The 22,684-nt window shown below is 68.0% G+C and carries 22 protein-coding genes and 1 pseudogene; 10 read left to right on the top strand and 13 right to left on the bottom strand.

Features of this window, described 5'->3' with window-relative positions:
• Window positions 1–60 precede the first annotated feature (60 nt).
• From CFB45_RS13215 to upp, 11 genes and pseudogenes are all read right to left on the bottom strand, one after another.
• Window positions 61–1,275: a collagen-like triple helix repeat-containing protein gene (locus tag CFB45_RS13215; protein WP_089426008.1), complete on the bottom strand. Its 1,215-nt coding sequence runs from the start codon at window positions 1,273–1,275 to the stop codon at window positions 61–63.
• Window positions 1,276–1,765: 490 nt separating this feature from the next.
• A complete protein-coding gene (locus tag CFB45_RS13210; RefSeq protein ID WP_041492911.1) occupies window positions 1,766–2,101 on the bottom strand; it encodes a YggL family protein in 336 nt (111 codons plus the stop codon).
• Between the two features lie 127 nt (window positions 2,102–2,228).
• Complete coding sequence (gene rng, locus CFB45_RS13205; protein ID WP_069248507.1) at window positions 2,229–3,698, bottom strand: ribonuclease G; 1,470 nt, start codon at window positions 3,696–3,698, stop codon at window positions 2,229–2,231.
• Between the two features lie 7 nt (window positions 3,699–3,705).
• Window positions 3,706–4,338: a Maf family protein gene (locus CFB45_RS13200; protein WP_089426007.1), complete on the bottom strand. Its 633-nt coding sequence runs from the start codon at window positions 4,336–4,338 to the stop codon at window positions 3,706–3,708.
• A gap of 51 nt (window positions 4,339–4,389) precedes the next feature.
• Window positions 4,390–4,861 (bottom strand): annotated as a pseudogene (gene rlmH, locus CFB45_RS13195) (23S rRNA (pseudouridine(1915)-N(3))-methyltransferase RlmH).
• Window positions 4,862–4,886: 25 nt separating this feature from the next.
• Window positions 4,887–5,333, bottom strand: coding sequence for a ribosome silencing factor (rsfS, locus tag CFB45_RS13190; RefSeq protein WP_089426006.1), 447 nt, complete (start codon window positions 5,331–5,333; stop codon window positions 4,887–4,889).
• Between the two features lie 4 nt (window positions 5,334–5,337).
• Complete coding sequence (locus CFB45_RS13185; protein ID WP_089426005.1) at window positions 5,338–6,069, bottom strand: nicotinate-nucleotide adenylyltransferase; 732 nt, start codon at window positions 6,067–6,069, stop codon at window positions 5,338–5,340.
• Window positions 6,066–6,989 (bottom strand): oxygen-dependent coproporphyrinogen oxidase, encoded by a 924-nt coding sequence (gene hemF, locus CFB45_RS13180; RefSeq protein ID WP_089426004.1) that lies wholly within the window; start codon window positions 6,987–6,989, stop codon window positions 6,066–6,068. The genes CFB45_RS13185 and hemF overlap by 4 nt, the downstream gene beginning before the upstream one ends.
• A 118-nt stretch (window positions 6,990–7,107) precedes the next feature.
• A complete protein-coding gene (purD, locus tag CFB45_RS13175) occupies window positions 7,108–8,385 on the bottom strand; it encodes a phosphoribosylamine--glycine ligase (RefSeq protein WP_089426003.1) in 1,278 nt (425 codons plus the stop codon).
• A 104-nt stretch (window positions 8,386–8,489) separates the two neighbouring features.
• Entirely contained in the window at window positions 8,490–9,218 is a 729-nt protein-coding gene (locus tag CFB45_RS13170) for a YebC/PmpR family DNA-binding transcriptional regulator (protein WP_011352741.1), read from the bottom strand.
• Window positions 9,219–9,435: 217 nt separating this feature from the next.
• Entirely contained in the window at window positions 9,436–10,086 is a 651-nt protein-coding gene (gene upp / locus CFB45_RS13165; protein ID WP_011352740.1) for a uracil phosphoribosyltransferase, read from the bottom strand.
• A 230-nt stretch (window positions 10,087–10,316) separates the two neighbouring features.
• On the opposite strand from upp, the gene CFB45_RS13160 reads away from it, so the two are divergent.
• Window positions 10,317–11,096 (top strand): SDR family oxidoreductase, encoded by a 780-nt coding sequence (locus tag CFB45_RS13160; RefSeq protein WP_089426002.1) that lies wholly within the window; start codon window positions 10,317–10,319, stop codon window positions 11,094–11,096.
• Between the two features lie 52 nt (window positions 11,097–11,148).
• Window positions 11,149–11,541 (top strand): methylglyoxal synthase, encoded by a 393-nt coding sequence (locus CFB45_RS13155; protein ID WP_089426001.1) that lies wholly within the window; start codon window positions 11,149–11,151, stop codon window positions 11,539–11,541.
• 124 nt (window positions 11,542–11,665) lie between these two features.
• Here CFB45_RS13155 and CFB45_RS13150 read toward each other — a convergent pair whose 3' ends face one another.
• Window positions 11,666–12,133 carry a T6SS effector amidase Tae4 family protein gene (locus tag CFB45_RS13150; protein WP_174976197.1) on the bottom strand — a complete coding sequence of 156 codons (468 nt, stop codon included), beginning with the start codon at window positions 12,131–12,133 and terminating at the stop codon, window positions 11,666–11,668.
• A 16-nt stretch (window positions 12,134–12,149) separates the two neighbouring features.
• The gene (locus CFB45_RS38365; protein WP_143329842.1) at window positions 12,150–12,503 is read right to left on the bottom strand and encodes a Rap1a/Tai family immunity protein; all 354 of its coding nucleotides are present in this window, start codon (window positions 12,501–12,503) and stop codon (window positions 12,150–12,152) included.
• Between the two features lie 519 nt (window positions 12,504–13,022).
• Here CFB45_RS38365 and CFB45_RS13140 point away from each other — a divergent pair.
• From CFB45_RS13140 to kdpE, 8 genes are all read left to right on the top strand, one after another.
• On the top strand, window positions 13,023–13,997 hold the full coding sequence (locus CFB45_RS13140; protein ID WP_089426627.1) for a quinone oxidoreductase family protein: 975 nt from the start codon (window positions 13,023–13,025) through the stop codon (window positions 13,995–13,997).
• A 194-nt stretch (window positions 13,998–14,191) separates the two neighbouring features.
• A complete protein-coding gene (locus CFB45_RS39440) occupies window positions 14,192–14,314 on the top strand; it encodes a hypothetical protein (RefSeq protein ID WP_256976802.1) in 123 nt (40 codons plus the stop codon).
• Window positions 14,311–14,403, top strand: coding sequence for a K(+)-transporting ATPase subunit F (gene kdpF / locus CFB45_RS13135; protein ID WP_006752209.1), 93 nt, complete (start codon window positions 14,311–14,313; stop codon window positions 14,401–14,403). The genes CFB45_RS39440 and kdpF overlap by 4 nt, the downstream gene beginning before the upstream one ends.
• The gene (gene kdpA, locus CFB45_RS13130; RefSeq protein ID WP_089425998.1) at window positions 14,400–16,205 is read left to right on the top strand and encodes a potassium-transporting ATPase subunit KdpA; all 1,806 of its coding nucleotides are present in this window, start codon (window positions 14,400–14,402) and stop codon (window positions 16,203–16,205) included. Before kdpF ends, kdpA begins: the two co-directional genes overlap by 4 nt.
• A 54-nt stretch (window positions 16,206–16,259) precedes the next feature.
• Window positions 16,260–18,344, top strand: a complete 2,085-nt coding sequence (gene kdpB / locus CFB45_RS13125) for a potassium-transporting ATPase subunit KdpB (RefSeq protein WP_089425997.1) — start codon at window positions 16,260–16,262, stop codon at window positions 18,342–18,344.
• 25 nt (window positions 18,345–18,369) lie between these two features.
• Window positions 18,370–18,951 carry a potassium-transporting ATPase subunit KdpC gene (gene kdpC / locus CFB45_RS13120; RefSeq protein WP_089425996.1) on the top strand — a complete coding sequence of 194 codons (582 nt, stop codon included), beginning with the start codon at window positions 18,370–18,372 and terminating at the stop codon, window positions 18,949–18,951.
• A 162-nt stretch (window positions 18,952–19,113) separates the two neighbouring features.
• Window positions 19,114–21,957, top strand: a complete 2,844-nt coding sequence (locus CFB45_RS13115; protein ID WP_089425995.1) for a DUF4118 domain-containing protein — start codon at window positions 19,114–19,116, stop codon at window positions 21,955–21,957.
• The gene (gene kdpE, locus CFB45_RS13110; protein WP_039370506.1) at window positions 21,950–22,648 is read left to right on the top strand and encodes a two-component system response regulator KdpE; all 699 of its coding nucleotides are present in this window, start codon (window positions 21,950–21,952) and stop codon (window positions 22,646–22,648) included. Before CFB45_RS13115 ends, kdpE begins: the two co-directional genes overlap by 8 nt.
• Window positions 22,649–22,684: the final 36 nt, after the last annotated feature.

Raw genomic sequence — 22,684 nt, 5'->3', positions numbered from 1 at the left:
AGGCCAAGTCGAAGGCGCCCGATCGTCTGCGACGATGCGGGCGCCGTGCCGGCCTGCCGCTTACTTGACCAGCGCGCCGAGCGTCGTCGTCACGGGGGCGAGCACGCCGCCCGTTTTCGAGAGCGCACCGGTGCCGCTGCCGCCCGTCAGCCCCGCGACGGGCGAGCCGCCGGCTGCGCCCGACACCGCTCCCGTCACGGTGCCGACCGCCGACGTGAGCGCACCGGCCGGGTTGCTGCCGCCCGTCGCGCCGCCGAGTGCGCCGGTCGACAAGAGCCCCGTGACCGGTGCGAGCGGGCTCGTCGCGGCGCCGCCACCGCCCAGCAGCGCCGTGCCGGCGGTGGCCACCGTGTTGCCGGTCGCGGTGACGACGTTGCCGACGCCGGTCGTCACCGGATTCCCGCCGGTTTTCGCGATCGTCGTGCCGGCGTTCGCGACGCCGTTGCCGACCGTCGTCACGAGGTTCGTGAGCGGTGCGCCGAGCGGCGTGCTCGACGCGACGGTCTGCGTGACCGACCCGACCTGCGCCGTGATCGGCGTGATCGCCGAGCTGGCGGCGCCCGTGACCTGCGCGACGGGACCGGTCGACAACTGCGTGCCGAGCGTCGCGCCGCCGCCTGCGATCGTATTGCCGAGCATCGTGACCGCGCCGCCGACCGGCGATGTGACGGGCGCGAGCGGCGCCAGCGCCGAACCGCTGGCGCCGAGACTCGACACGACGCCGCCGGTCGCGGCGACCGCGTCGCCGAGGTTCGTGACCACGCCGCCGGTGCTCGCGACCGTCGTGCCGACCGGGTTCGACGATGCGCCGAGCTGGCCGAGCCCCGAGCCGAGGCCGGTGCCGAGCGTCGTGACGGCCGCGCCGGCATCCTGGACGACCGTGCCGAGACCTTGCGTGGTCGACGCATGGGTGCCGGGCAGCGACTGGCCGGCGATCGTCGTGCCGACGCTCGATACCGCGCCGCCCGCGGCCGTCACGATGTTGCTCGACGAGTCGATCGTCTGGCCGAGGGCATTGGCGGATGCGCCGCTGCCCGCCGAGCCGCTGCCGCTGCCCGTGCTGCCGACGGTCGAGCCGCTGCCGGAACCGCTGCCCGAGCCGTTGCTCGTGCCGCCGGTCGTGGCCGTCGTATCGCCCGAACCCGATCCTGCGCCACCGGTGCCCTGGCTCAGCGAGCCGGAGCCGCCGCACGCGGACAGCGACACCAGCGCTGCGACGCCAGCCGCGATCATGATCATTCGGAGTCCTGCTTGATGGGTGGTAGGCGTATCCATGTCGTCCTCGTATTCGTTGGAGAGTGGGGTCAGGCGGCCTTCGCGTGCGTCAATGTGTCGCTGCGATGGGAAAGCGGCTGGCGCATTGTTGGTTGTCTCCCTGATTGACCTGTCGCCGTGTCGCGTTTTTGCCCGTACCGGAATCCGGAACATCGGTCGGGCGAGCGGTTTGCATTCTTTCGTCTTGCTTGCCGATCGCACCGGAAAACATCGGATTCCTGGCGATCAGAGTAGGTCTGCCGGCGCGAGCCGTCTTTTAAGCAACGTTAAATTGAAGTAAGCGTCCGATTCACTGCCGAAATCGGGGTAATCACCGTCGACGCGGCGGAAATCGTGTGAGTCGGTGCCGGTGGCGTGGGTATCGCGCGATGGCGGAAGGGGATGCGGAGGGGATGCGGAGGCGAGGCGGAGGGAGCGGGGCGGCGCCGGCCTCACCCGCCGTGGCGGCGGGCAGGCGCGGGCGCTGCGCGACGGGCGTGAAGCCGGAAACTCAGGCTTCCGGGTACCACGCGTCGGTGAATTCGCTGACCTTGACGTCGGTCAGTTCCGGCCGTGCGGCCAGCCAGCCGCGCACGAGCTCGCGGTCGGCGTCGGTCGTCGTGCCGCGCGGCGCGCCGGAAATCACGTAAGCGCCGATGCCTTCGTCCGCCGACGCGACGGTCAGCAGCCCGTTCGCTTCGACGAAGTCGATGAACGCGTCGATCAGTTCGCCGCGCTCGAGGTCGGTCATTTCGTTGCGGTAATGCGCGGTGGCGTTGAACGCGAGTTCCTGGAATTCGCCGATGTGGAGTTTCTTGCGCTGGCGGCGGTTGTGGCCTTGGCTCATGGTGTGTGGTGAATGCGAAAAGGGTAGGGTGAAAGGGCGGCGGCGGGTGCCGGCGCGACATGCGCGGGCGGCCCGGGCGCCGCATCGAAGCGCCGCGCGGCGATGCCGGCGGCGGATGGACGGAACGTTACATCAGCACGATATCGTACTGCTCCTGGCTCAGGTTCGATTCGACCTGCAGCGACACCGGCTTGCCGATGAAGTCGATCAGCATCGCGAGATGCTGCGACTCCTCGTCGAGGAACAGGTCGATCACCTGCTGCGCGGCGATCACGCGGAATTCGCGCGGGTTGAACTGCCGCGACTCGCGCAGGATCTCGCGCAGGATGTCGTAGCACACGGTGCGCGACGTCTTCACCTGGCCCTTGCCCTGGCAGGTCGGGCACGGCTCGCACAGCACGTGCGCGAGCGATTCGCGCGTGCGCTTGCGCGTCATCTCGACGAGCCCGAGCTGCGAGAAGCCGTTGACCGTCACGCGCGTGCGGTCGCGCGACAGCGCCTTCTTCAACTCGGACAGCACCGCGTCGCGATGCTCGGCGTTTTCCATGTCGATGAAGTCGATGATGATGATCCCGCCGAGGTTGCGCAGCCGCAGCTGCCGCGCGATCGTATGCGCGGCCTCGAGGTTGGTCTTGAAGATCGTGTCGTCGAAGTTGCGTGCGCCGACGTAGCCGCCCGTGTTCACGTCGATCGTCGTCATCGCCTCGGTCTGGTCGATCATCAGGTAACCGCCCGACTTCAGGTCGACGCGGCGCGATAGCGCGCGCTGGATCTCCGTCTCGATGTTGTACAGGTCGAACAGCGGACGCTCGCCCGTGTAGTGGTGCAGCTTCGGGCTCACGGCCGGCGTGAATTCGCCCGCGAATTCCGACAGGCGCTGGTACGTCTCGCGCGAATCGACCTGGATACGCGTCGTGTCGTCGTTCGCGAAATCGCGCAGCACGCGCTGCGCGAGATCGAGATCCTGGTACAGCAGGCTCGTCGCCGGCAGCCGCTGTGCCTGGGCGACGATCGTCGCCCACGTCTTGCGCAGGTACGTGACGTCGCCGGCGAGCTCGTCGGAGGTGGCATCCTCGGCGATCGTGCGCACGATGTAGCCGCCTTTCTCGTCCGGCGGGATCACGGCCGTCAGGCGCGCGCGCACGGCCTCGCGTTCGGCCTCGCTCTCGATCTTCTGCGAGATGCCGATATGCGGCTCCTGCGGCAGGTAGACGAGCGTGCGGCCCGCGATGCTGACCTGCGTCGACAGCCGCGCGCCCTTCGTGCCGATCGGATCCTTGATCACCTGGACCATCAGCGTCTGGCCTTCGAACACGATCTTCTCGATCGGCTGGTGCGGCGTGCCCGACTGCGGCTCGCCCGCGAGGCGCGGATGCCAGATGTCGGCGACGTGCAGGAACGCCGCGCGTTCGAGGCCGATGTCGATGAACGCCGACTGCATGCCGGGCAGCACGCGCACGACCTTGCCGAGATAGATGTTGCCGACCCGCCCGCGCGACAGCGTGCGCTCGACGTGAAGCTCCTGCACCGCGCCTTGCTGGACGAGTGCGACCCGCGTTTCCTGCGGCGTGAGGTTGATCAGGATTTCTTCGTTCATGGTGGGTTCAGAAGGCGACGCGCGCGACACGCAGCAGCGCGGCAGTCTCAAAAAGGGGCAGACCCATGATACCTGAATGGGAACCGTCGATTCGCTCGATGAACTCGGCGGCGCGCCCCTGGATCGCGTACGCGCCGGCCTTGCCGAACGGCTCGCCCGATTCGACGTAGCGCGCGTACGCGTCGCGCGACGCGGCCGCGAAGCGCACCGTCGAGCGCGACAGCGCGGGCGGCAGCAGTTCGCCGTCGGCAGCGATCACGGCGACGGCGGTCAGCACCGCGTGTTCGCGGCCGGCGAGGCGCGTCAGCATCGCGAGCGCGTCGTCGGCGTCGGCCGGCTTGCCGAGGATCGCGCCGTCGATCGTGACGGTCGTATCGGCGACCAGCACCGGCGACGCCGGCTTGCCGCTCGCGACGAGGCGTGCACGCGCAGCCTCGGCCTTGGCGATGGTCACGCGCCGCACGTAGGCATCGGCGGCTTCGCCGGGCAGTTCGGCCTCGAGCGCCTCGGCGTCCTCGTCGGGGCGCGGCAGCAGCAGCTCGAAGCGTACGCCGATCTGTTGCAGGAGCTCCTGGCGGCGCGGGCTTTGCGAAGCGAGGTAAAGGGTCGGGAAAAGCGCGGGGGGCGTGCTGGACGGCATGGTGTCGTTATCTCGGTGTGCGCGCGTGGCGCGCGTCTCGAGGACGACACGTCATGCGCGGTGGTAGGGGTGATTCTGCGTGATGCTCCACGCCCGGTAAAGCTGTTCGGCGAGCAGCACGCGCACCATCCCGTGCGGCAGCGTCATGCATCGAGATGCGCAGCAGCGTGTCGGCACGCGCTTTCAGTTCGGGATCGAGCCCGTCGGCGCCGCCGATCACGAACGCGACGTCGCGGCCGTCCTGCTGCCAGCCGGGCAGCGCCTGGGCGAGCTGCATCGTGGTCCAGTCGCGGCCGCGCTCGTCGAGCGCGACGAGGCGCGCGCCCTTCGGCAGCGCGGCCTCGATCTTCTGCCGCTCGGCCGCCATCACGCTTTCGGCGCTGCGGCCGCCCGAACGCAGTTCGGGCTTGATCTCGCGCAACTCGATGCGCAGCTCGGGCGGCATCCGCTTCGTGTATTCGTCGAAGCCGGATGCGATCCAGCCCGGCATCTTGTGGCCGACCGCAAGGATGAAAAGCTTCATCGGAAGACGCTTGACGAATCGGGGCTCAACGGCGGCGAGCGGCCGTCTTGCGCGCCGGGCGGGCGGGCGCGGCTTCCTCTTCTTCGTCGTCGCCTTCGCTGGCCTGGGCGAAGCCGTTGCCCTTGCCGCCGCCGAGCTTCATCCGCACGGGCTTGTCGCCCCAGATTTCCTCGAGGTTGTAGTACTGGCGCAGGGCCGGTTGCAGGATGTGCACGATTGCGTCGCCGCAGTCGACGAGCACCCATTCGCCGGTGTCTTCGCCTTCGGAGCTGACGATGTCGCCGCCGGCTTCCTTGACCTTGTCACGCACGCTCGACGCGAGCGCCTTGGTCTGGCGGTTGGAGGTGCCCGAAGCGACGACCACGCGGTCGAACAGTTCGGTCAGGTGGCTGGTGTTGAACACCTTGATGTCTTGCGCCTTGACGTCTTCGAGGGCGTCGACGATCACGCGCTGCAGTTTGCGAATATCCATGGATTCAGGAATGGTAGAGGCGATGTTGAAGAATATAGGCCCATACGGCGGCCGGCACATGCTCGGCCGATGCGTCGGGCATTTGCGCATGGCGCGCGATGCATTCGCGCAGGTGGGCGCGGATGTCGGTCGCGGCTATGTCGAACGAAAGGGTCGTATCGATCAGCAGGTGGCCTGCCGGCGTGGCCTTGAGCACGCCGGCGCCGGCTTGCCGCGCGGTGATTTGCTGCGCGACGTCCGGCGGCGCCGCGCCGAGGTCGAACCCCGGGCGCGTCGACACGCAGATGTGCGCGTAGTCGAACAGCTTGCGCCAGTCGCGCCACGTGTCGAGGCGCACGAGCTGGTCGGCGCCGATCAGCAGCGACAGCGACGCGTCCGGGCCGACCCGCTCGCGCCAGCGCGCGAGCGTCTCGACCGTATAGGTCGGGCCGGCGTGCTCGATCTCGTCGGTGGCGACGGTCACGGTCACGCCCGGCACGGACAGCGAGCCGGCGGCCGCGCGCGTCATCGCGAGCCGATGCTCGGCGGCCGAGACGTCGCGCTTCTGGTACGGCTGCCCGGCGGGCAGCAGCACGAGTTCGGTCAGGCCGAGCAGTTCGGCGAACCGGCGCGCGAGCGCGAGATGGCCGTCGTGGATCGGGTCGAAAGTGCCGCCCAGCAAGCCGATACGACGCGGCAGCGGGGCGGGGCGGGCGGTGGTGTCCAGAAACGCGTCCTTTGCTTGAGGCAGGGTCAGACCCAGTCGCGCGGCACGATGAAGTCGCTGTACAGGCGCGCTTCCGGCGAACCCGGCTCGGGCTGCCAGTTGTAGCGCCAGTTCGCGACCGGCGGCATCGACATCAGGATCGACTCGGTCCGGCCGCCGCTTTGCAGGCCGAACAGCGTGCCGCGGTCGAACACGAGGTTGAATTCGACGTAGCGGCCGCGGCGGTAAGCCTGGAAGTCGCGCTCGCGCTCGCCGTACGGCAGCTCGGCGCGCCGCTCGACGATCGGCAGGTAGGCCTGCAGGAACGCGTCGCCGACGCTTTGCATCAGGTCAAACGAGCGTTCGAAACCGGGCTCCGAGAAATCGTCGAAGAAGATCCCGCCGATGCCGCGCATCTCGTTGCGGTGCTTCAGGAAGAAATACTCGTCGCACCACTTCTTGAAGCGCGGGTAGAGCTCGACGCCGAACGGGTCGAGCGCATCCTTGCAGGTCTGGTGGAAATGCCGGGCGTCGTCCTCGAAACCGTACACCGGTGTCAGATCCATGCCGCCGCCGAACCAGAACACGGGCTCCTCGCCCGGTTTCGTCGCGATCAGCATCCGCACGTTCATGTGGACGGTCGGGCAGTAAGGATTGCGCGGGTGCAGCACCAGCGACACGCCGAGCGCCTCGAAGCCGCGGCCCGCGAGTTGCGGGCGCGCCGCGCTCGCCGACGGCGGCAGCGCATCGCCCGCGACGTCGGAAAAGCCGATCCCCGCGCGTTCGAACACGCGGCCGCCTTCGAGAATCCGCGTGCAGCCGCCGCCGCGCAGGCGTTCGGCCGGCCCGCGTTGCCATGCGTCGGTCGCGAGCGGCGTACCGTCGAGCGCGCCGAGCGCGTCGGCGATGCGTGTCTGCAGGCCCTGGAGGTACGTGCGCACGCGCGCCACGTCGTAGGTCGAATCGGTCATGTCTGGACTGGGTGCCCCCGCCCGAAGCGGAGGCCGTAAAAAAGGCTTCTGCCGGGCATTCTATCGAACCCCGGCAGACGAGCCGCCGCCGCCCGCGGGCGGGGCGGCAATTGCAGCGTCAGGCGCTCTTGCGGTTGAGCGCGCGAAAGCCGATGTCGCGGCGGTACTGCATGCCTTCGAAATTGATCTGGTTGATCGTGTCGTACGCATGCTGCTGCGCTTCGCGCACCGAATCGGCGAGGCCGACCACGCACAGCACGCGGCCGCCGGACGTCGTCAGCTTGTCGCCGTCGAGCGACGTGCCTGCGTGGAACGTGACGGCCTGTTCGGTCTCGGCCGGGATCCCGTTGATGCGGTCGCCCTTGCGCGGCGCGTCCGGATAACCGTGCGCGGCCAGCACGACGCCCAGCGCGGTGCGGCGGTCCCAGTCGAGCTCGACCGTGTCGAGCGTGCCTGCGATCGCCTGCTCGACGACCTTCGAGAAATCGCTCTTCAGGCGCGCCATGATCGGCTGCGTTTCCGGGTCGCCCATCCGGCAGTTGAACTCGAGCGTGCGCGGATTGCCTTCCTTGTCGATCATCAGGCCCGCATACAGGAAGCCCGTGAAGCGGATGCCGTCCTTCTCCATCCCGCGCACGGTCGGCATGATGATCTCGCGCATCACGCGTGCGTGCATCTGCGGCGTGACGATCGGCGCGGGCGAATACGCCCCCATGCCGCCGGTGTTCGGGCCGCGATCCTCGTCGAGCAGGCGCTTGTGGTCCTGGCTGGACGCCAGCGCCAGCGCGTGCTTGCCGTCGACCATCACGATGAAGCTCGCTTCCTCGCCATCGAGGAATTCCTCGATCACGACACGCGCGCCGGCGTCGCCGAGCTTGTTGCCCGACAGCATCATGTCGACGGCTTCGTGCGCTTCTTCGAGCGTCATCGCGACGACGACGCCCTTGCCGGCCGCGAGGCCGTCGGCCTTCACGACGATCGGCGCACCCTTCGCGTCGATGTACGCGTGCGCGGCGGCCACGTCGGAGAACGTTTCGTACTCGGCGGTCGGGATGCCGTGGCGCTTCATGAACGCCTTCGCGAAATCCTTCGAGCTCTCGAGCTGCGCGGCTTCGCGGGTCGGGCCGAAGACCTTCAGGCCGCGCGCGCGGAACAGGTTGACGATGCCGGCCGCGAGCGGCGCTTCCGGCCCGACGAGCGTGAACGCGACGCCTTCGCGTTCCGCGAAATCGGCGAGTTCGTCGAGCGCCGTGATGTCGACGTTCTTCAGACGCTCGTCCTGCGCCGTGCCGCCATTGCCGGGCGCGACGTAGACCATCTGGACGCGCGGCGACTGCGCGAGCTTCCACGCCAGCGCATGTTCGCGGCCGCCGGAACCGACGACGAGTAGTTTCATGGGATTCCCCGCAGACTAGAAAACAGGGCGGCCGGCACGCTCAGGCGCGCCGGCCGCGGATTCGGTCGGGCCGCCGCCGCGACAGGAACACGGCGGCCGGCACCTCATTCCTCGACGATGACGGCGTTCGTATACACGTCCTGCACGTCGTCGAGGTTCTCGAGCGCGTCGAGGAGCTTCTGCATCTTCGCCGCGTCGTCGCCGGTGAATTCGACTTCGTTCTGCGGCTTCATCGTCACTTCGGCGAGCTCGGCCTTGAAGCCGCCGGCTTCGAGCGCGTCCTTCACCGCCGAGAATGCCTGCCAGTCGCACAGCACTTCGATCGAGCCGTCGTCGTTCGTGTTCACGTCGTTCGCGCCGGCTTCGAGCGCGGCTTCCATCAGCGCGTCTTCCGACGTGCCCGGTGCGAACAGGAACTGGCCGACGTGATCGAACATGAACGCGACCGAGCCGTCGGTGCCCATGTTGCCGCCGAACTTCGAGAACGCATGGCGGACTTCCGCGACCGTGCGGGTGCGGTTGTCGGTCAGCGTGTCGACGATGATCGCCGCGCCGCTGATGCCGTAGCCTTCGTAGCGGATTTCCTCGTAGTTCGCGCCATCCGCGCCGCCGACGCCGCGATCGATCGCGCGCTTGACGTTGTCCTTCGGCATGTTCGCGTCGGCCGCCTTGTCGACCGCCAGACGCAGGCGCGGGTTCGAGTTGACGTCACCGCCGCCGAGGCGCGCCGCGACCTGGATTTCCTTGATCAGGCGGGTCCAGATCTTGCCGCGCTTCGCGTCGGCCGCTGCCTTCTTATGCTTGATGTTGGCCCATTTCGAATGACCAGCCATACCTTTCTCCGTGCCCGGGCGCACAGCGCGGGCGATTGTTTCAATGTGTCGTTGAATCGGCGGCCGTTTCGGCGGGCATGAAGCCGCGGGGCCGCGCGTGTCGAGTGGATCGAGATTTTATCACGCGGCGACCGCCGGATCGGGGCCGCCGCGCATGGCCGGACGGCCAGGCGGGCCGTCGCGAGCCGGGCCGCGCGCCGCGCGGCCGTACCGGGGCTCAGTTCTTGGTGCCGAACAGGCGGTCGCCCGCGTCGCCGAGGCCCGGCACGATGTACGCATGCTCGTTCAGGTGCGAATCGAGCGACGCGACGAACAGCTTCACGTCCGGGTGCGCGTCCTGGAACACCTGCACGCCTTCGGGCGCCGCGACCAGCGCGACGAACATGATGTTCGCGGCCGGCACGTTGCGGCGCTTCAGCACGTCGACCGCGTGCACGGCCGAGTAGCCGGTCGCGACCATCGGGTCGCACAGGATGAAGATGCGGTCTTCCAGATCCGGCAGGCGCACCAGGTATTCGACCGGGCGGTGGTCGTCGGCGCGGTACACGCCGATGTGGCCGACGCGGGCGGACGGAACCAGGTCGAGCAGGCCGTCCGACATCCCGATGCCCGCGCGCAGCACCGGCACGATCGCCAGCTTCTTGCCCGCGATCACCGGCGCGTCGACCTCGACGAGCGGGGTTTCGACCCGCTTGGTCGTGATCGGCAGGTTGCGGGTGATCTCATAGCCCATCAGCAGCGTGATTTCGCGCAGCAGCTCGCGGAACGTGCGCGTGGACGTGTCCTTGTCGCGCATGTGCGTGAGCTTGTGCTGGATCAGCGGGTGATCGGTGATGAAGAGATTCGGGAAACGGCTGTCCTGTTTCATGACGGGGGCGCCTTGGCGGCAAAAGAGGATCGGGGGCGGTGGCGGGCGCAAGCCGGCCGCGCGCTTATGCCCGCAATTTTACCAAGGCGAGCCGCATGATCCGGATAATATCGACGTCTCACGACAATCCGCGCGCCCGCTGCCGCCCGATTGCCCGCCCGCCCCGTCCGGGGTCCGTGCGCCGGCGTGATCGGGCCGAGCCGGCGCGTGTCGCCACCAAGGAATCGACGATGGATCTCGGCATCGAAGGAAAGACCGCGCTGGTGTGCGCGGCCAGCAAGGGGCTCGGTCGCGGCTGCGCGGAAGCGCTGGCCGCCGAGGGCGTGAACCTCGTGATCGTCGCGCGCACGCGCGACACGCTGGAGGAAACCGCGGAGGAGATCCGCGCCGGCGCGAACGTGTCGGTGACCGCGGTCGCCTGCGACATCACGACGCCGGACGGGCGCGCGGCCGCGCTCGCCGCGTGCCCGCAGCCGGACATTCTCGTGACGAATGCCGGCGGCCCGCCGCCCGGCGACTTCCGCGACTTCTCGCACGACGACTGGATCCGCGCGCTCGAATCGAACATGCTGACGCCGATCGAGCTGATCCGCGCGACCGTCGACGGGATGATCGCGCGCGGCTTCGGCCGGATCGTCAACATCACGAGCTCGGCCGTGAAGGCGCCGATCGACGTGCTGGCGCTGTCGAACGGCGCGCGCTCGGGGCTGACCGGCTTCGTCGCGGGGCTGTCGCGCAAGGTCGCGGGGCAGGGCGTGACGATCAACAACCTGTTGCCGGGCCTGTTCGACACCGACCGGATCGCGACCACGCTCGCCGCGTCGGCGAAGGCGCAGGGCGTGACGGTCGACGAACTGCGCGCGCGGCGCACGAAGGACATCCCGGCCGGCCGCCTCGGCACGCGCGAAGAGTTCGGCGCGGCGTGCGCATTCCTGTGCAGCGTGCATGCCGGCTACATCACCGGGCAGAACTGGCTGCTCGACGGCGGCGCGTATCCGGGCACGTTCTGACGCGCGCACCGCCTTTCACGACGACACTAATCGAACCACGAAGGAAACGGAGATGAGCAAACCCCGCATCGCACTGATTGCGCACGACGCGAAGAAGGACGACATCGTCGCGCTCGCGGGCCAGTACCGCGAGACGCTCGCGCAATGTCGGCTGGTCGCGACCGGCACGACGGGCGGCCGCATCGCCGCCGCGCACGGGCTCGACGTCGAGCGCAAGCTGTCGGGGCCGTGCGGCGGCGACCTGCAGATCGGCGCGGAACTGGTCGACGGCCGTGTCGACATCGTCGTGTTCCTGCGCGACCCGATGACCGCGCAGCCGCACGATCCGGACATCACCGCGCTGGTGCGCGCGTGCGACGTGCACGACGTGCCGGTCGCGACCAATGTCGCGACCGCGCGGATGCTGCTCGACGATCTGGCGCGGAACATGCAGGACCGCTGCTAGGCGCAGGCTGCGGCACGAATATCCTTGTCCGGCGTCGCCATGTCTGTCTCTCTGCCGCATGGCGGCGCTGTGCGTCGAGGATGGCGATATCGGCATGGGTTGCGCCGGGCCGGGGTACTGCCGATTATCGCAATGGCCAAAACCACACTTCCGATGCCGCCCAGTAGCAATCGGAGCCACAGAGGGCTCGGGCACCGTCGATCAGGTCGATATGTCCGCCACGACCGTTCATGTAAGCCGGTATGTTCCAGAAAGCGACCACGCCCTTTCTGGCGGCAATGCCGAGCACCGCGTCGTCTCGTCGAAACGCTTCGGCTTTGCCGAAATACGCCGGCTCCGCCAGCATCCTGGCTAGCCTGGCTTGGCCTGCCTCGACACGGCGTCCACGATGCGGCCCTTGCTGAATGGCCAGTCCACCACGCAACGTTATTCCGCATTTGACAAGAGCCACACTGATCCGAATGGCGCAGGTATTTGCATACGACGGATTCTGAATCAGATCTTGCCAGCCCAGTTCTTGGTAAAGCGCCTCCCTCGAAACAGTCTTGTTGCCTGGATAGTGGCTGCTCAGTAAAGAGAACGGCGGTTTCAAACAGGTTTCCCCTCGATTAACGGCAAGGATATTTTTGTTGCAAGACATGGGTAACCAATCTTGCTGCGCTTGCCTTCAGCGCGTCTCTTGGCAGCTTCCGGAGATCGCCAATCACTTCCGAATCGATTTCTCCCGGTTTGACGCGACCGTGGTCGCACCATTCCTTGCCCTCGGTGGCATCGGCGACGCCAGCCAGATACCCGGCCATCGCGTGGCGCTGGGCGTCGGCGTACGGACTGTTGTCGGAGCGGTTCATGTCGTCGAGCAGCCGGACGCCGTCGACGCGCGATACTGCGGCCGCCGTGGCGGTGCCGATACTTGCCGACAACGACGCGAGAATGACCACATTCCGGATAAGCAAGAGTTTCATGGCGTAGGCTTGGCGAATTTGGCAAACGGCAAAATAGCACGACCGTCATCTCGTAAATGTGCGAGGCAAGAAGTTGAGCAACCAGGCCGACCTGTATCAAGGTCGCCGATTCCGGGGTGAGTACGACGACGCGGCGCGGCAGATTCGTCGCGTACCAACGGCAAGCCGAAGATGCGCAGGGGCGGTCGGGCACGGCCATCGCGGACGGAACGGAGATTCATTCGACCCAAAAGCGATGATTTGAAGGTGTCGAAGTGTGACGACCGTCATCGATTCGAAAGTGCGACGAGCAAACTGCTGCGACTCGTTCAAAGCCGTGCCGTCCTCCGGCATGCATGGCCCTTGCAATTCGTTTCCCGCGAAAACCCTAAAAACGTGAAGGGATTGCGATGGCGCGGTGCATGACGGCACAGGACGCGCGAGAATTGAACTTTGTGACCGGTGTTCGCACGCATCACCGTAGGGGCGATGTCGACGCATTCGCCGAACACGATTCCCAGACAAACGAGGAGCGAAACGATGCCGAAAGCAATCCGATACGACCAGCCGGGCGGCCCGGACGTGATGAAGTGGGTCGATGTCGAGGTCGGCGAACCGAAGGCGGGTGAAGTCCGCATCCGGCAGCACGCGGTCGGCCTCAACTACATCGACGTCTATTTCCGCACCGGTCTGTACCCGCAAGCGCTGCCCGGCGGTCTCGGGATGGAGGCGGCGGGCGAGGTGACGGCCGTCGGCGAAGGCGTGACCACGCTCAAGGCGGGGGACCGCGTCGCGTACGTCGGGCAACCGCCGGGCGCATACGCGCAGGAGCGCGTGATGCCGGTCGACCGGCTCGTGAAGCTGCCGGACGGCATCAGCTACGACGACGCGGCGTCGGTGATGCTGCAGGGCCTGACCGCGCACTACCTGCTGCGCCGCACGTATCCGGTGAAGGCCGGCGACACGATCCTGATCCACGCGGCGGCCGGCGGTGTCGGTCTGCTCGTGTGCCAGTGGGCGAAGGCGCTCGGCGCGACCGTGATCGGGACGGTCGGCTCCGACGAGAAGGCCGCGCTCGCGAAGTCGCACGGTTGCGACCATCCGATCGTCTACACGCGCGAGAACTTCACGCAGCGCGTGAAGGAGATCACGAACGGCGCCGGCGTGCCGGTCGTCTACGACTCGATCGGCAAGGACACCTACATCGGCTCGCTCGACAGCCTCGCGCCGCTCGGGCTGTTTGTCAGCTTCGGCAACGCGTCGGGCCCGCTGCCGCCGATCGACTCGAAGGAATTCTCGTCGCGCGGCTCGCTGTTCTTTACGCGCCCCACGCTGTTCTCGTACATCGCGAAGCGCGCCGATCTCGAAGCCGCGGCCGCCGAGCTGTTCGACGTGCTGCTGTCGGGCAAGGTGAAGACCAGCATCAACCAGCGCTATCCGCTCGCGGAAGTCGGCCGCGCGCATGAAGATCTCGAAGCGCGCAAGACCACCGGCTCGACGATCCTCGTTCCCTGACCTGCCTCCCCGTGCCGGCGCCACGTCGGCACGCGCTTGTCCGGGCGGCGCCACGGCGCCGTCCGTCCCGCCTCCCGGTCCCCGCCGTCGTCCTCCCCGAATGCCACGTTTACGTGTTTTTTATACGCGCCCCGATACCTTTGACCCGTCCTTTACGTGCGTTCCCATAAGGTTCTAGTCGTCTGATTTCGACGATGGAGAACAGAAAAATGGATGGGGTTTTCATCGGCGCACTGGTGCTCTTCACCGCGCTGATCCTCGGTTTGGTCGCCGGTTGCGACAAGCTCGTGCAATACGGTCGCGGGGGGCGAGCATGACCTGGATGCTTTGGCTGGCGGGCGCGTCGACGGCCCTGCTGTTCGCGTATCTCGTCTTTGCGCTGCTGCGCGCGGAGGACATTGAATGAACGCGAACAATCTCTTTCAGACGCTGCTCTTCATCGTCGTGCTGCTGGCGGCGGCCGTGCCGGTCGCGCGCTATCTGTCCGCGGTGATGGACGGCAGCTCGCGCGTCGTGCGCGTGTTCGGGCCGCTCGAGCGCGCGCTGTACCGCGTCGCCGGCGTCGACGCCGGCAGCGAGATGAACTGGAAGCAGTACGCGATCGCGACGATCGCGTTCAACGCGCTCGGCGCGCTGTTCCTCTACGGCCTGCTGCGCCTGCAGGGCTTCCTGCCCGGCAACCCGCAGCAGTTCGGTGCGATGACGGTCGACGGCGCGTTCAACACGGCCGTCAGCTTCGTCACCAACACGAACTGGCAGGACTACACGCCCGAGCAGACCGTCAGCTACCTGACGCAGATGCTCGGCCTGACCGTGCAGAACTTCCTGTCGGCGGCAACCGGGATCGTCGTCGTGATCGCGCTGATCCGCGGCTTCGCGCGTCATACCGCGCAGACGATCGGCAACTTCTGGGTCGACCTCACGCGCGTGACGATGTACGTGCTCGTGCCGATGTCGATGGTCATCGCCGCGCTGCTGATGAGCCAGGGCGTGATCCAGAACATGAAGTCGTACCAGGACGTGCCGGTGCTGCAGGCGAGCACCTACGCCGCGCCGAAGCTCGACGCGCAGGGCAATCCGGTGAAGGACGACAAGGGCAACGCGGTCACGGTGCCGACCCCGCTCACGAAGCAGACGCTCGCGATGGGCCCGGTTGCATCGCAGGAAGCGATCAAGATGCTCGGCACCAACGGTGGCGGCTTCTTCAACGCGAACTCCGCGCACCCGTACGAGAACCCGACGCCGTTCGCGAACGTCCTGCAGATCTTCGCGATCCTGATCATCCCGGCCGCGCTGTGTCTCGTGTTCGGCCGCATGATCGGCGACCGCCGGCAGGGCATCGCCGTGCTCGCGGCGATGACGGTCGCGTTCGTGATCGCGATCGGCTTCGAGGTGAGCGCCGAGCAGGCCGGCAACCCGACGCTCGCCGCGCTGCACGTCGACCAGTCGGCGAGCGCGCTGCAGCCGGGCGGCAACATGGAAGGCAAGGAAACGCGCTTCGGCATCGCGCAGACCGGCATCTTCACGGTCGCGACCACGGCCGCGTCGTGCGGCGCCGTCGACACGATGCACGATTCGCTGACGCCGCTCGGCGGCCTCGTGCCGATGCTGCTGATGCAGCTGGGCGAAGTGATCTACGGCGGGGTCGGCTCGGGTCTCTACGGGATGCTCGTGTTCGCGCTGCTCGCGGTGTTCGTCGCCGGCCTGATGATCGGCCGCACGCCGGAATACGTCGGCAAGAAGATCGAAGCGTACGAGATGAAGATGGTGTCGATCGTCGTGCTGCTCACGCCGCTGCTGGTGCTGGTCGGCACGTCGATCGCCGTGCTCGCCGATGCGGGCAAGGCCGGCATCGCGAACCCGGGGCCGCACGGCTTCTCGGAAATCCTGTACGCGTTCAGCTCGGCCGCCAACAACAACGGCAGCGCGTTCGCGGGCCTGACGGTCGGCACGCCGTTCTACAACTGGATGACCGCGATCGCGATGTGGTTCGGCCGCTTCGGCACGATCGTGCCGGTGCTGGCAATCGCCGGCTCGCTGGCCGCGAAGAAGCGCATCGCGGTGACGAGCGGCACGCTGCCGACGCACGGTCCGCTGTTCGTCGTGCTGCTGCTCGGCACCGTGCTGCTGGTGGGCGCGCTGACCTACGTGCCGGCGCTCGCGCTCGGCCCGGGCGTCGAGCACCTGATGATGTGGCTGGGCGCGTGATGCGCGCCCGCATGGCGACACCTTGAAAAGACTGAAGAGATTGAAGAGATCGCAATGACTCAACATTCCGCAACACGGTCCATGTTCGATCCGGCGCTGCTGCGCCCGGCGATCGTGGACTCGTTCAAGAAACTCACGCCGCGCACGCAGTTCCGCAATCCGGTGATGTTCTGCGTGTACGTCGGCAGCATCCTGACCACGATCCTGTGGATCGCGGCGCTCGCCGGCCAGGCCGAGGCGCCCGCGGGCTTCATCCTCGCGATCGCGCTGTGGCTGTGGTTCACCGTGCTGTTCGCGAACTTTGCCGAAGCGCTCGCCGAAGGGCGCTCGAAGGCGCAGGCCGCGTCGCTGCGCAGCGCGAAGAAAGACGTGATGGCGAAGAAGCTCAACGAGCCGCATCCGAAGTCGCCGATCCGCATCACGACCGCGACCGAGCTGCGCCGTGGCGACGTCGTGCTGGTCGAGGCCGGCGACGTGATCCCGGCCGACGGCGAGGTGATCGATGGCGTTGCGTCGGTCGACGAATCGGCGATCACCGGCGAATCCGCGCCGGTGATCCGCGAATCGGGCGGCGACTTCTCGTCGGTGACGGGCGGCACCCGCGTGCTGTCGGACTGGATCGTCGTCAAGGTCACCGCGAACCCGGGCGAGGCGTTCCTCGACCGGATGATCGCGATGGTCGAAGGCGCGAAGCGCAAGAAGACGCCGAACGAGATCGCGCTGACGATCCTGCTCGTCGCGCTGACGATCGTGATGCTGCTCGCCACCGCCACGCTGCTGCCGTTCTCGATGTTCTCGGTCGAAGCGATGAAGGCCGGCCACGTGGTGACGATCACCGCGCTCGTCGCGCTGCTCGTGTGCCTGATCCCGACGACGATCGGCGGCCTGTTGTCCGCGATCGGCGTGGCCGGGATGAGCCGGATGATGCAGGCCAACGTGATCGCGACGTCGGGCCGTGCGGTGGAAGCCGCCGGCGACGTGGACGTGCTGCTGCTCGACAAGACCGGCACGATCACGCTCGGCAACCGCCAGGCATCGACGTTCGTGCCGGCGCCGGGCGTGACCGAGGAAGCGCTGGCCGATGCCGCGCAACTGTCGTCGCTCGCCGACGAAACGCCGGAAGGCCGCAGTATCGTCGTACTCGCGAAGGAGCGCTTCAACATTCGCCAGCGCGACATGGGGCAGCTGCACGCGACGTTCATCGGCTTCTCCGCGCAGACGCGGATGAGCGGCGTCGACCTGCCGGGCCGTGAAATCCGCAAGGGCGCGGCCGACGCGATCCGCCACTACGTCGAGACGCACGGCAGCCGCTTCCCCGAAGAAGTGCGCCGCGCGGTCGACGAAGTCGCGCGCCGCGGCAGCACGCCGCTCGTCGTGGCCGACCTGCATGAAGGCGCGGCGCGCGTACTCGGCGTGATCGAGCTGAAGGACATCGTGAAGGGCGGCATCAAGGAGCGCTTCGCGGAACTGCGCAAGATGGGCATCAAGACCGTGATGGTGACGGGCGACAACCGGCTGACGGCCGCGGCGATCGCGGCGGAAGCGGGTGTCGACGATTTCCTTGCCGAAGCGACGCCGGAAACCAAGCTCGCGACGATCCGCGAACACCAGGCCGCAGGGCGCCTCGTCGCGATGACCGGTGACGGCACCAACGACGCACCGGCGCTCGCGCAGGCCGACGTGGCCGTGGCGATGAACACCGGCACGCAGGCGGCGAAGGAAGCCGGCAACATGGTCGACCTCGACTCGAACCCGACGAAGCTGATCGAGATCGTCGAGATCGGCAAGCAGATGCTGATGACGCGCGGATCGCTGACGACGTTCTCGATCGCGAACGACATCGCGAAGTATTTCGCGATCGTCCCGGCCGCATTCGTGACGACGTACCCGCAGCTGCGCGTGCTCGACATCATGCACCTGACGTCGCCGGCGTCGGCGATCCTGTCGGCGGTGATCTTCAACGCGCTGATCATCGTCGCGCTGATTCCGCTGGCGCTGAAGGGCGTCACGTACCGGCCGCTCGGCGCCGCGTCGCTCCTGCGCCGCAACCTTCTGGTGTACGGCCTCGGCGGCGTGCTGCTGCCGTTCCCGTTCATCAAGCTGATCGACATGACGCTCGCTGCACTCGGCTGGGCCTGAGCCGGCCGTATTTGAAGGAAACATCATGAAAACGTTGATTCGTCCGCTCGTCGTGCTCTTTGTCGTCCTGACTGCCGTGACGGGGCTCGCCTACCCGGCCGTGATGACCGTGTTCGGCCAGGCCGTGTTCCCGTCGCAGGCGAACGGCAGCCTGATCGAGAAGGACGGCAAGGCAGTCGGCTCCGCACTGATCGGCCAGCCGTTCGATGCGCCGAAGTACTTCTGGGGCCGGTTGTCGGCGACGTCGCCGATGCCGTACAACGCGTCCGGCTCAGGCGGCTCGAACCTCGGCCCGCTGAACCCGTCGCTCGCCGACCAGGTGAAGGGGCGCATTGCCGCGCTGCGCGACGCGGGCACCGACATGTCGAAGCCCGTGCCGGTCGACCTCGTGACGGCGTCGGCCAGCGGCCTCGATCCGGAGATCACGCCGGCCGCCGCCGCGTACCAGGTCGAGCGCGTCGCGAAGGCGCGCAACCTGGCGCCCGACGCGGTCGCGCAGCTCGTCGCCGCGAATACGACGGGCCGCCAGTTCGGCGTGCTCGGCGAACCGCGCGTGAACGTGCTGAAGCTGAACCTCGCGCTCGATGCGGCGCAGGCCGCGCACTGAGCGCGCGTCCGGGCTTCCGACGGCAACCGGCGTCCGGCGCGGCACGATCCGCGCCGGACGCGCCTTTTCCCGACGGCGCATGCGCCGTCTTTGCCTTTTGCGGCGATTTGGAACAACAATGCTCGTACTCGCGCGCATCCGGGCGCTCCGCCTTTCTGACGCATGAATCGTCCCGATCCAGACCAACTCCTCGACAAGCTGCAGCGTGACGAAGAAAAGCAGCGGCGCGGCCAGCTCAAGATCTTCTTCGGCGCATCGGCCGGTGTCGGCAAGACCTACGCGATGCTGCAGGCCGCGCGCCAGCGCCTGCAGGAAGGCGTCGACGTCGTCGTCGGCATCGTCGAGACCCACGGGCGCAGCGAAACCGCCGCGCTGCTCGACGGCCTCGACGTGCTGCCGCTTGCGCGCATCGACTATCGCGGCCGCACGCTCGCCGAATTCGATCTCGACGGCGCGCTCGCGCGTGAGCCGCAACTGATCCTCGTCGACGAACTCGCGCATTCGAACGTGCAGGGCGCGCGGCACCTGAAGCGCTGGCAGGATGTGTACGAACTGCTCGACGCGGGCATCGACGTCTACACGACCGTCAACGTCCAGCACCTCGAAAGCCTGAACGACGTGGTCGGCGCGATCACCGGCATCCGCGTGTGGGAGACGGTGCCCGACCGCGTGTTCGATGCGGCCGACGAAGTCACGCTCGTCGACCTGCCGGCCGAGGAGCTGCTCGAGCGGATGCGCGACGGCAAGGTCTATCTCGGGCAGCAGGCCGAGCGCGCGGTGCGCAACTTCTTCCGCAAGGGCAACCTGATCGCGCTGCGCGAACTGGCGCTGCGGCGCACGGCCGATCGCGTCGACGCGCAGATGCGCGAGTATCGCGCCGACCGCTCGATCCAGCGCATCTGGCAGGCACGCGAGCGGCTGCTCGTGTGCGTCGGGCCCGGCCCTGAAGCGCCGACGCTCGTGCGCGCGGCCGCGCGGCTCGCCGCAAGCCTGAAGGCCGACTGGATCGCCGTCTATGTGGAGACGCCGCGCCTGCAGCGGCTGCCCGATGCGCGACGGCAGCGCACGCTCGATGCGCTGAAGCTCGCGGCCGAGCTCGGCGCGGAGACGGCCACGCTCGCCGGCGCCGACGCGGTTGCCGCGCTGATCGGCTATGCGAAGGTGCGCAACGTGTCGAAGATCGTCGCGGGCGGCTCGCCGAAGGTCGGGCTCGTGCGCCGCTTCGTGCGGCCGTTCGGCGAGAAGCTGGCCGAACGCGCGGGCGACGTCGACCTGATGCTGATCCGGGCGTCCGCGAGCGACGAGGCGCGCGCAGCCCCCCTCGACGCACGTGCGCGCGACTGGCGCGATGCATTCGCGCAGTTCGGCACGCACCGTTCGCCGCCGCGGCATTACGTATATGCGGCCGCGATCTGCGCGGCGATCACGGTGGTCGCGAGCCTCGTGTCCGAGCGGCTCGACCTCACGAACCTCGTGATGCTGTACCTGCTCGGCGTCGTGTTCTCGGCCGTGCGGCTCGGGCGCGGCCCGGGCGTGCTGCAGTCGTTCCTGTCGGTGGCCGCGTTCGATTACTTCTTCGTGCCGCCGCGCATGTCGTTCTCGGTCAGCGACACGCAATACCTGCTGACCTTCTTCGGGATGCTGCTGACGTCGCTCGTGATCAGCCACCTGACGTCGACGCTGACGCGCCAGGCGAGCGTCGCGCAGCGCCGCGAGCGCCGCACCGGCGCGATCTACGCGATGGCGCGCGAGCTGGGCGCGGCGCTGACGACCGAGCAGATCGTCGAGATCGGCAGCCGTCACGTGGGCGAGGTGTTCCGCGCGCGCGTCGCGTTCCTGCTGCCCGACAGTGCGGACAAGGTGCGGCAGAAGATCGAGGAGCCCGATGCGGCCGTCACGCTGACGGGCGCCGACCTCGACAGCGACGTCGGCCAGTGGGTGTACGACCAGCAGAAGCCGGCCGGCCGCGGCACCGATACGTTGCCCGCGACGGCCGCGCTGTACCTGCCGCTGAAGGCGCCGATGCGCACGCGCGGCGTGCTCGCGGTCGCATCGCGCGAGCCGCGCGAACTCGAGGTGCCGGAGCAGCAGCGGATGCTCGACGCGTTCGCCGCGCAGATCGCGCTCGCGCTCGAGCGCGTGCACTACGTGGAGATCGCGCGCGACGCGCTCGTCAACATGGAGTCCGAGCGGCTGCGCAACTCGCTGCTGTCGGCGATCTCGCACGACCTGCGCACGCCGCTCACGACGATCGTCGGCTTCTCGTCGATGCTCGCGAATGGGCGCGCGGCCGCGCAGGGCGGCGACGCCGCGGCGGCCGAACGCTTCGCGCAGCGCGAGGGCGAACTCGTCGATGCGATCCACGACGAGGCGCTGCGGATGACGGGCATCGTCACGAACCTGCTCGACATGGCGCGGCTGCAGGCCGGCAGCCTGCAGTTGAAGCGCCAGTGGTCGCTGCTCGAGGAAACCGTCGGCGCCGCGCTCGCCGCCTGCAAGCGCGTGCTTGCGCACCATCCCGCGCGCGTCGTGTTGCCGGCCGATCTGCCGCTCCTGCAGATGGACGCGGTGCTGATGGAGCGCCTGTTCACCAACCTGTTCGAGAACGCGGCGAAGTACACGCCGGCCGATACGCCGCTCGACATCGGCGCCGAGCGCGTGACCGACGACGGGCTGCCGTTCGTGCGCGTGCTCGTCGACGATTACGGTCCCGGCCTGCCGGCCGGGATGGAAACGCGGATCTTCGACAAGTTCACGCGCGGCGAGAAGGAATCGGCGACGCCGGGCATTGGCCTCGGCCTCGCGATCTGCCGCGCGATCGTCGAAGCGCACGGCGGTAAAATCGGCGCGTTCAACCGGACGGCACCCGACGGCCACGTGACGGGCGCGCGTTTCTGGTTCACGCTGCCGGTCGAGACGCCGCCGGCCGCGCCTGCCGTACCCGACGACGAACCCGAAGTGCCGGGTGCGTCGTCCCCATCCGAATCATTGCCAGATCATGAGTGAACCCAGCCTGACCGTCGTCCTGATCGAGGACGAAAAGCAGATCCGCCGTTTCGTGCGCGCCGCGCTCGAGGAGGAGGACATCGCGGTGTTCGAGGCCGAGACGGGCAAGCAGGGGCTGATCGACGCGGCGACGCGCAAGCCCGATCTCGTGATCGTCGACCTCGGCCTGCCCGATACCGACGGCCTCGACGTGATCCGGGAGTTGCGCGGCTGGTCCGAGGTGCCGGTGATCGTGCTGTCCGCGCGCACGCAGGAAGAAGAGAAGGTCGCGGCGCTCGATGCGGGCGCCGACGACTACCTGACCAAGCCGTTCGGCGTGTCCGAACTGCGCGCGCGGATCCGCGCGCAACTGCGCCGGCGCAACCAGGGCGGCGCGAACGAGTCGCCAAAGGTGACCTTCGGCACCGTGACCGTCGATCTCGCGCTGCGCCAGGTGTGGCGCGACAACGAGATCGTGCACCTGACGCCGCTCGAATACCGGCTGCTCGCGACGCTCGTGCGGCACGCGGGGCGCGTGCTCACGCACCGCCAGCTGCTGCGCGATGTGTGGGGACCGTCGCACGTCGAAAGCCACCACTATCTGCGCATCTACATGGCGCACCTGCGCCAGAAGCTCGAGCGCGACCCGGCGCAGCCCGAGTACATCGTGACCGAGACGGGCGTCGGTTACCGGCTGGTCGGCGCCGCATGACGGGCGTCGCCGGGTCGCAGCTGCACCCGTGCGCGT

This window comes from Burkholderia sp. HI2500, from assembly GCF_002223055.1.
GTDB lineage: Bacteria > Pseudomonadota > Gammaproteobacteria > Burkholderiales > Burkholderiaceae > Burkholderia.
The sequence above is the reverse complement of the archived record's forward strand: the minus strand, read 5'-3'. Positions and strand labels throughout refer to the sequence as shown.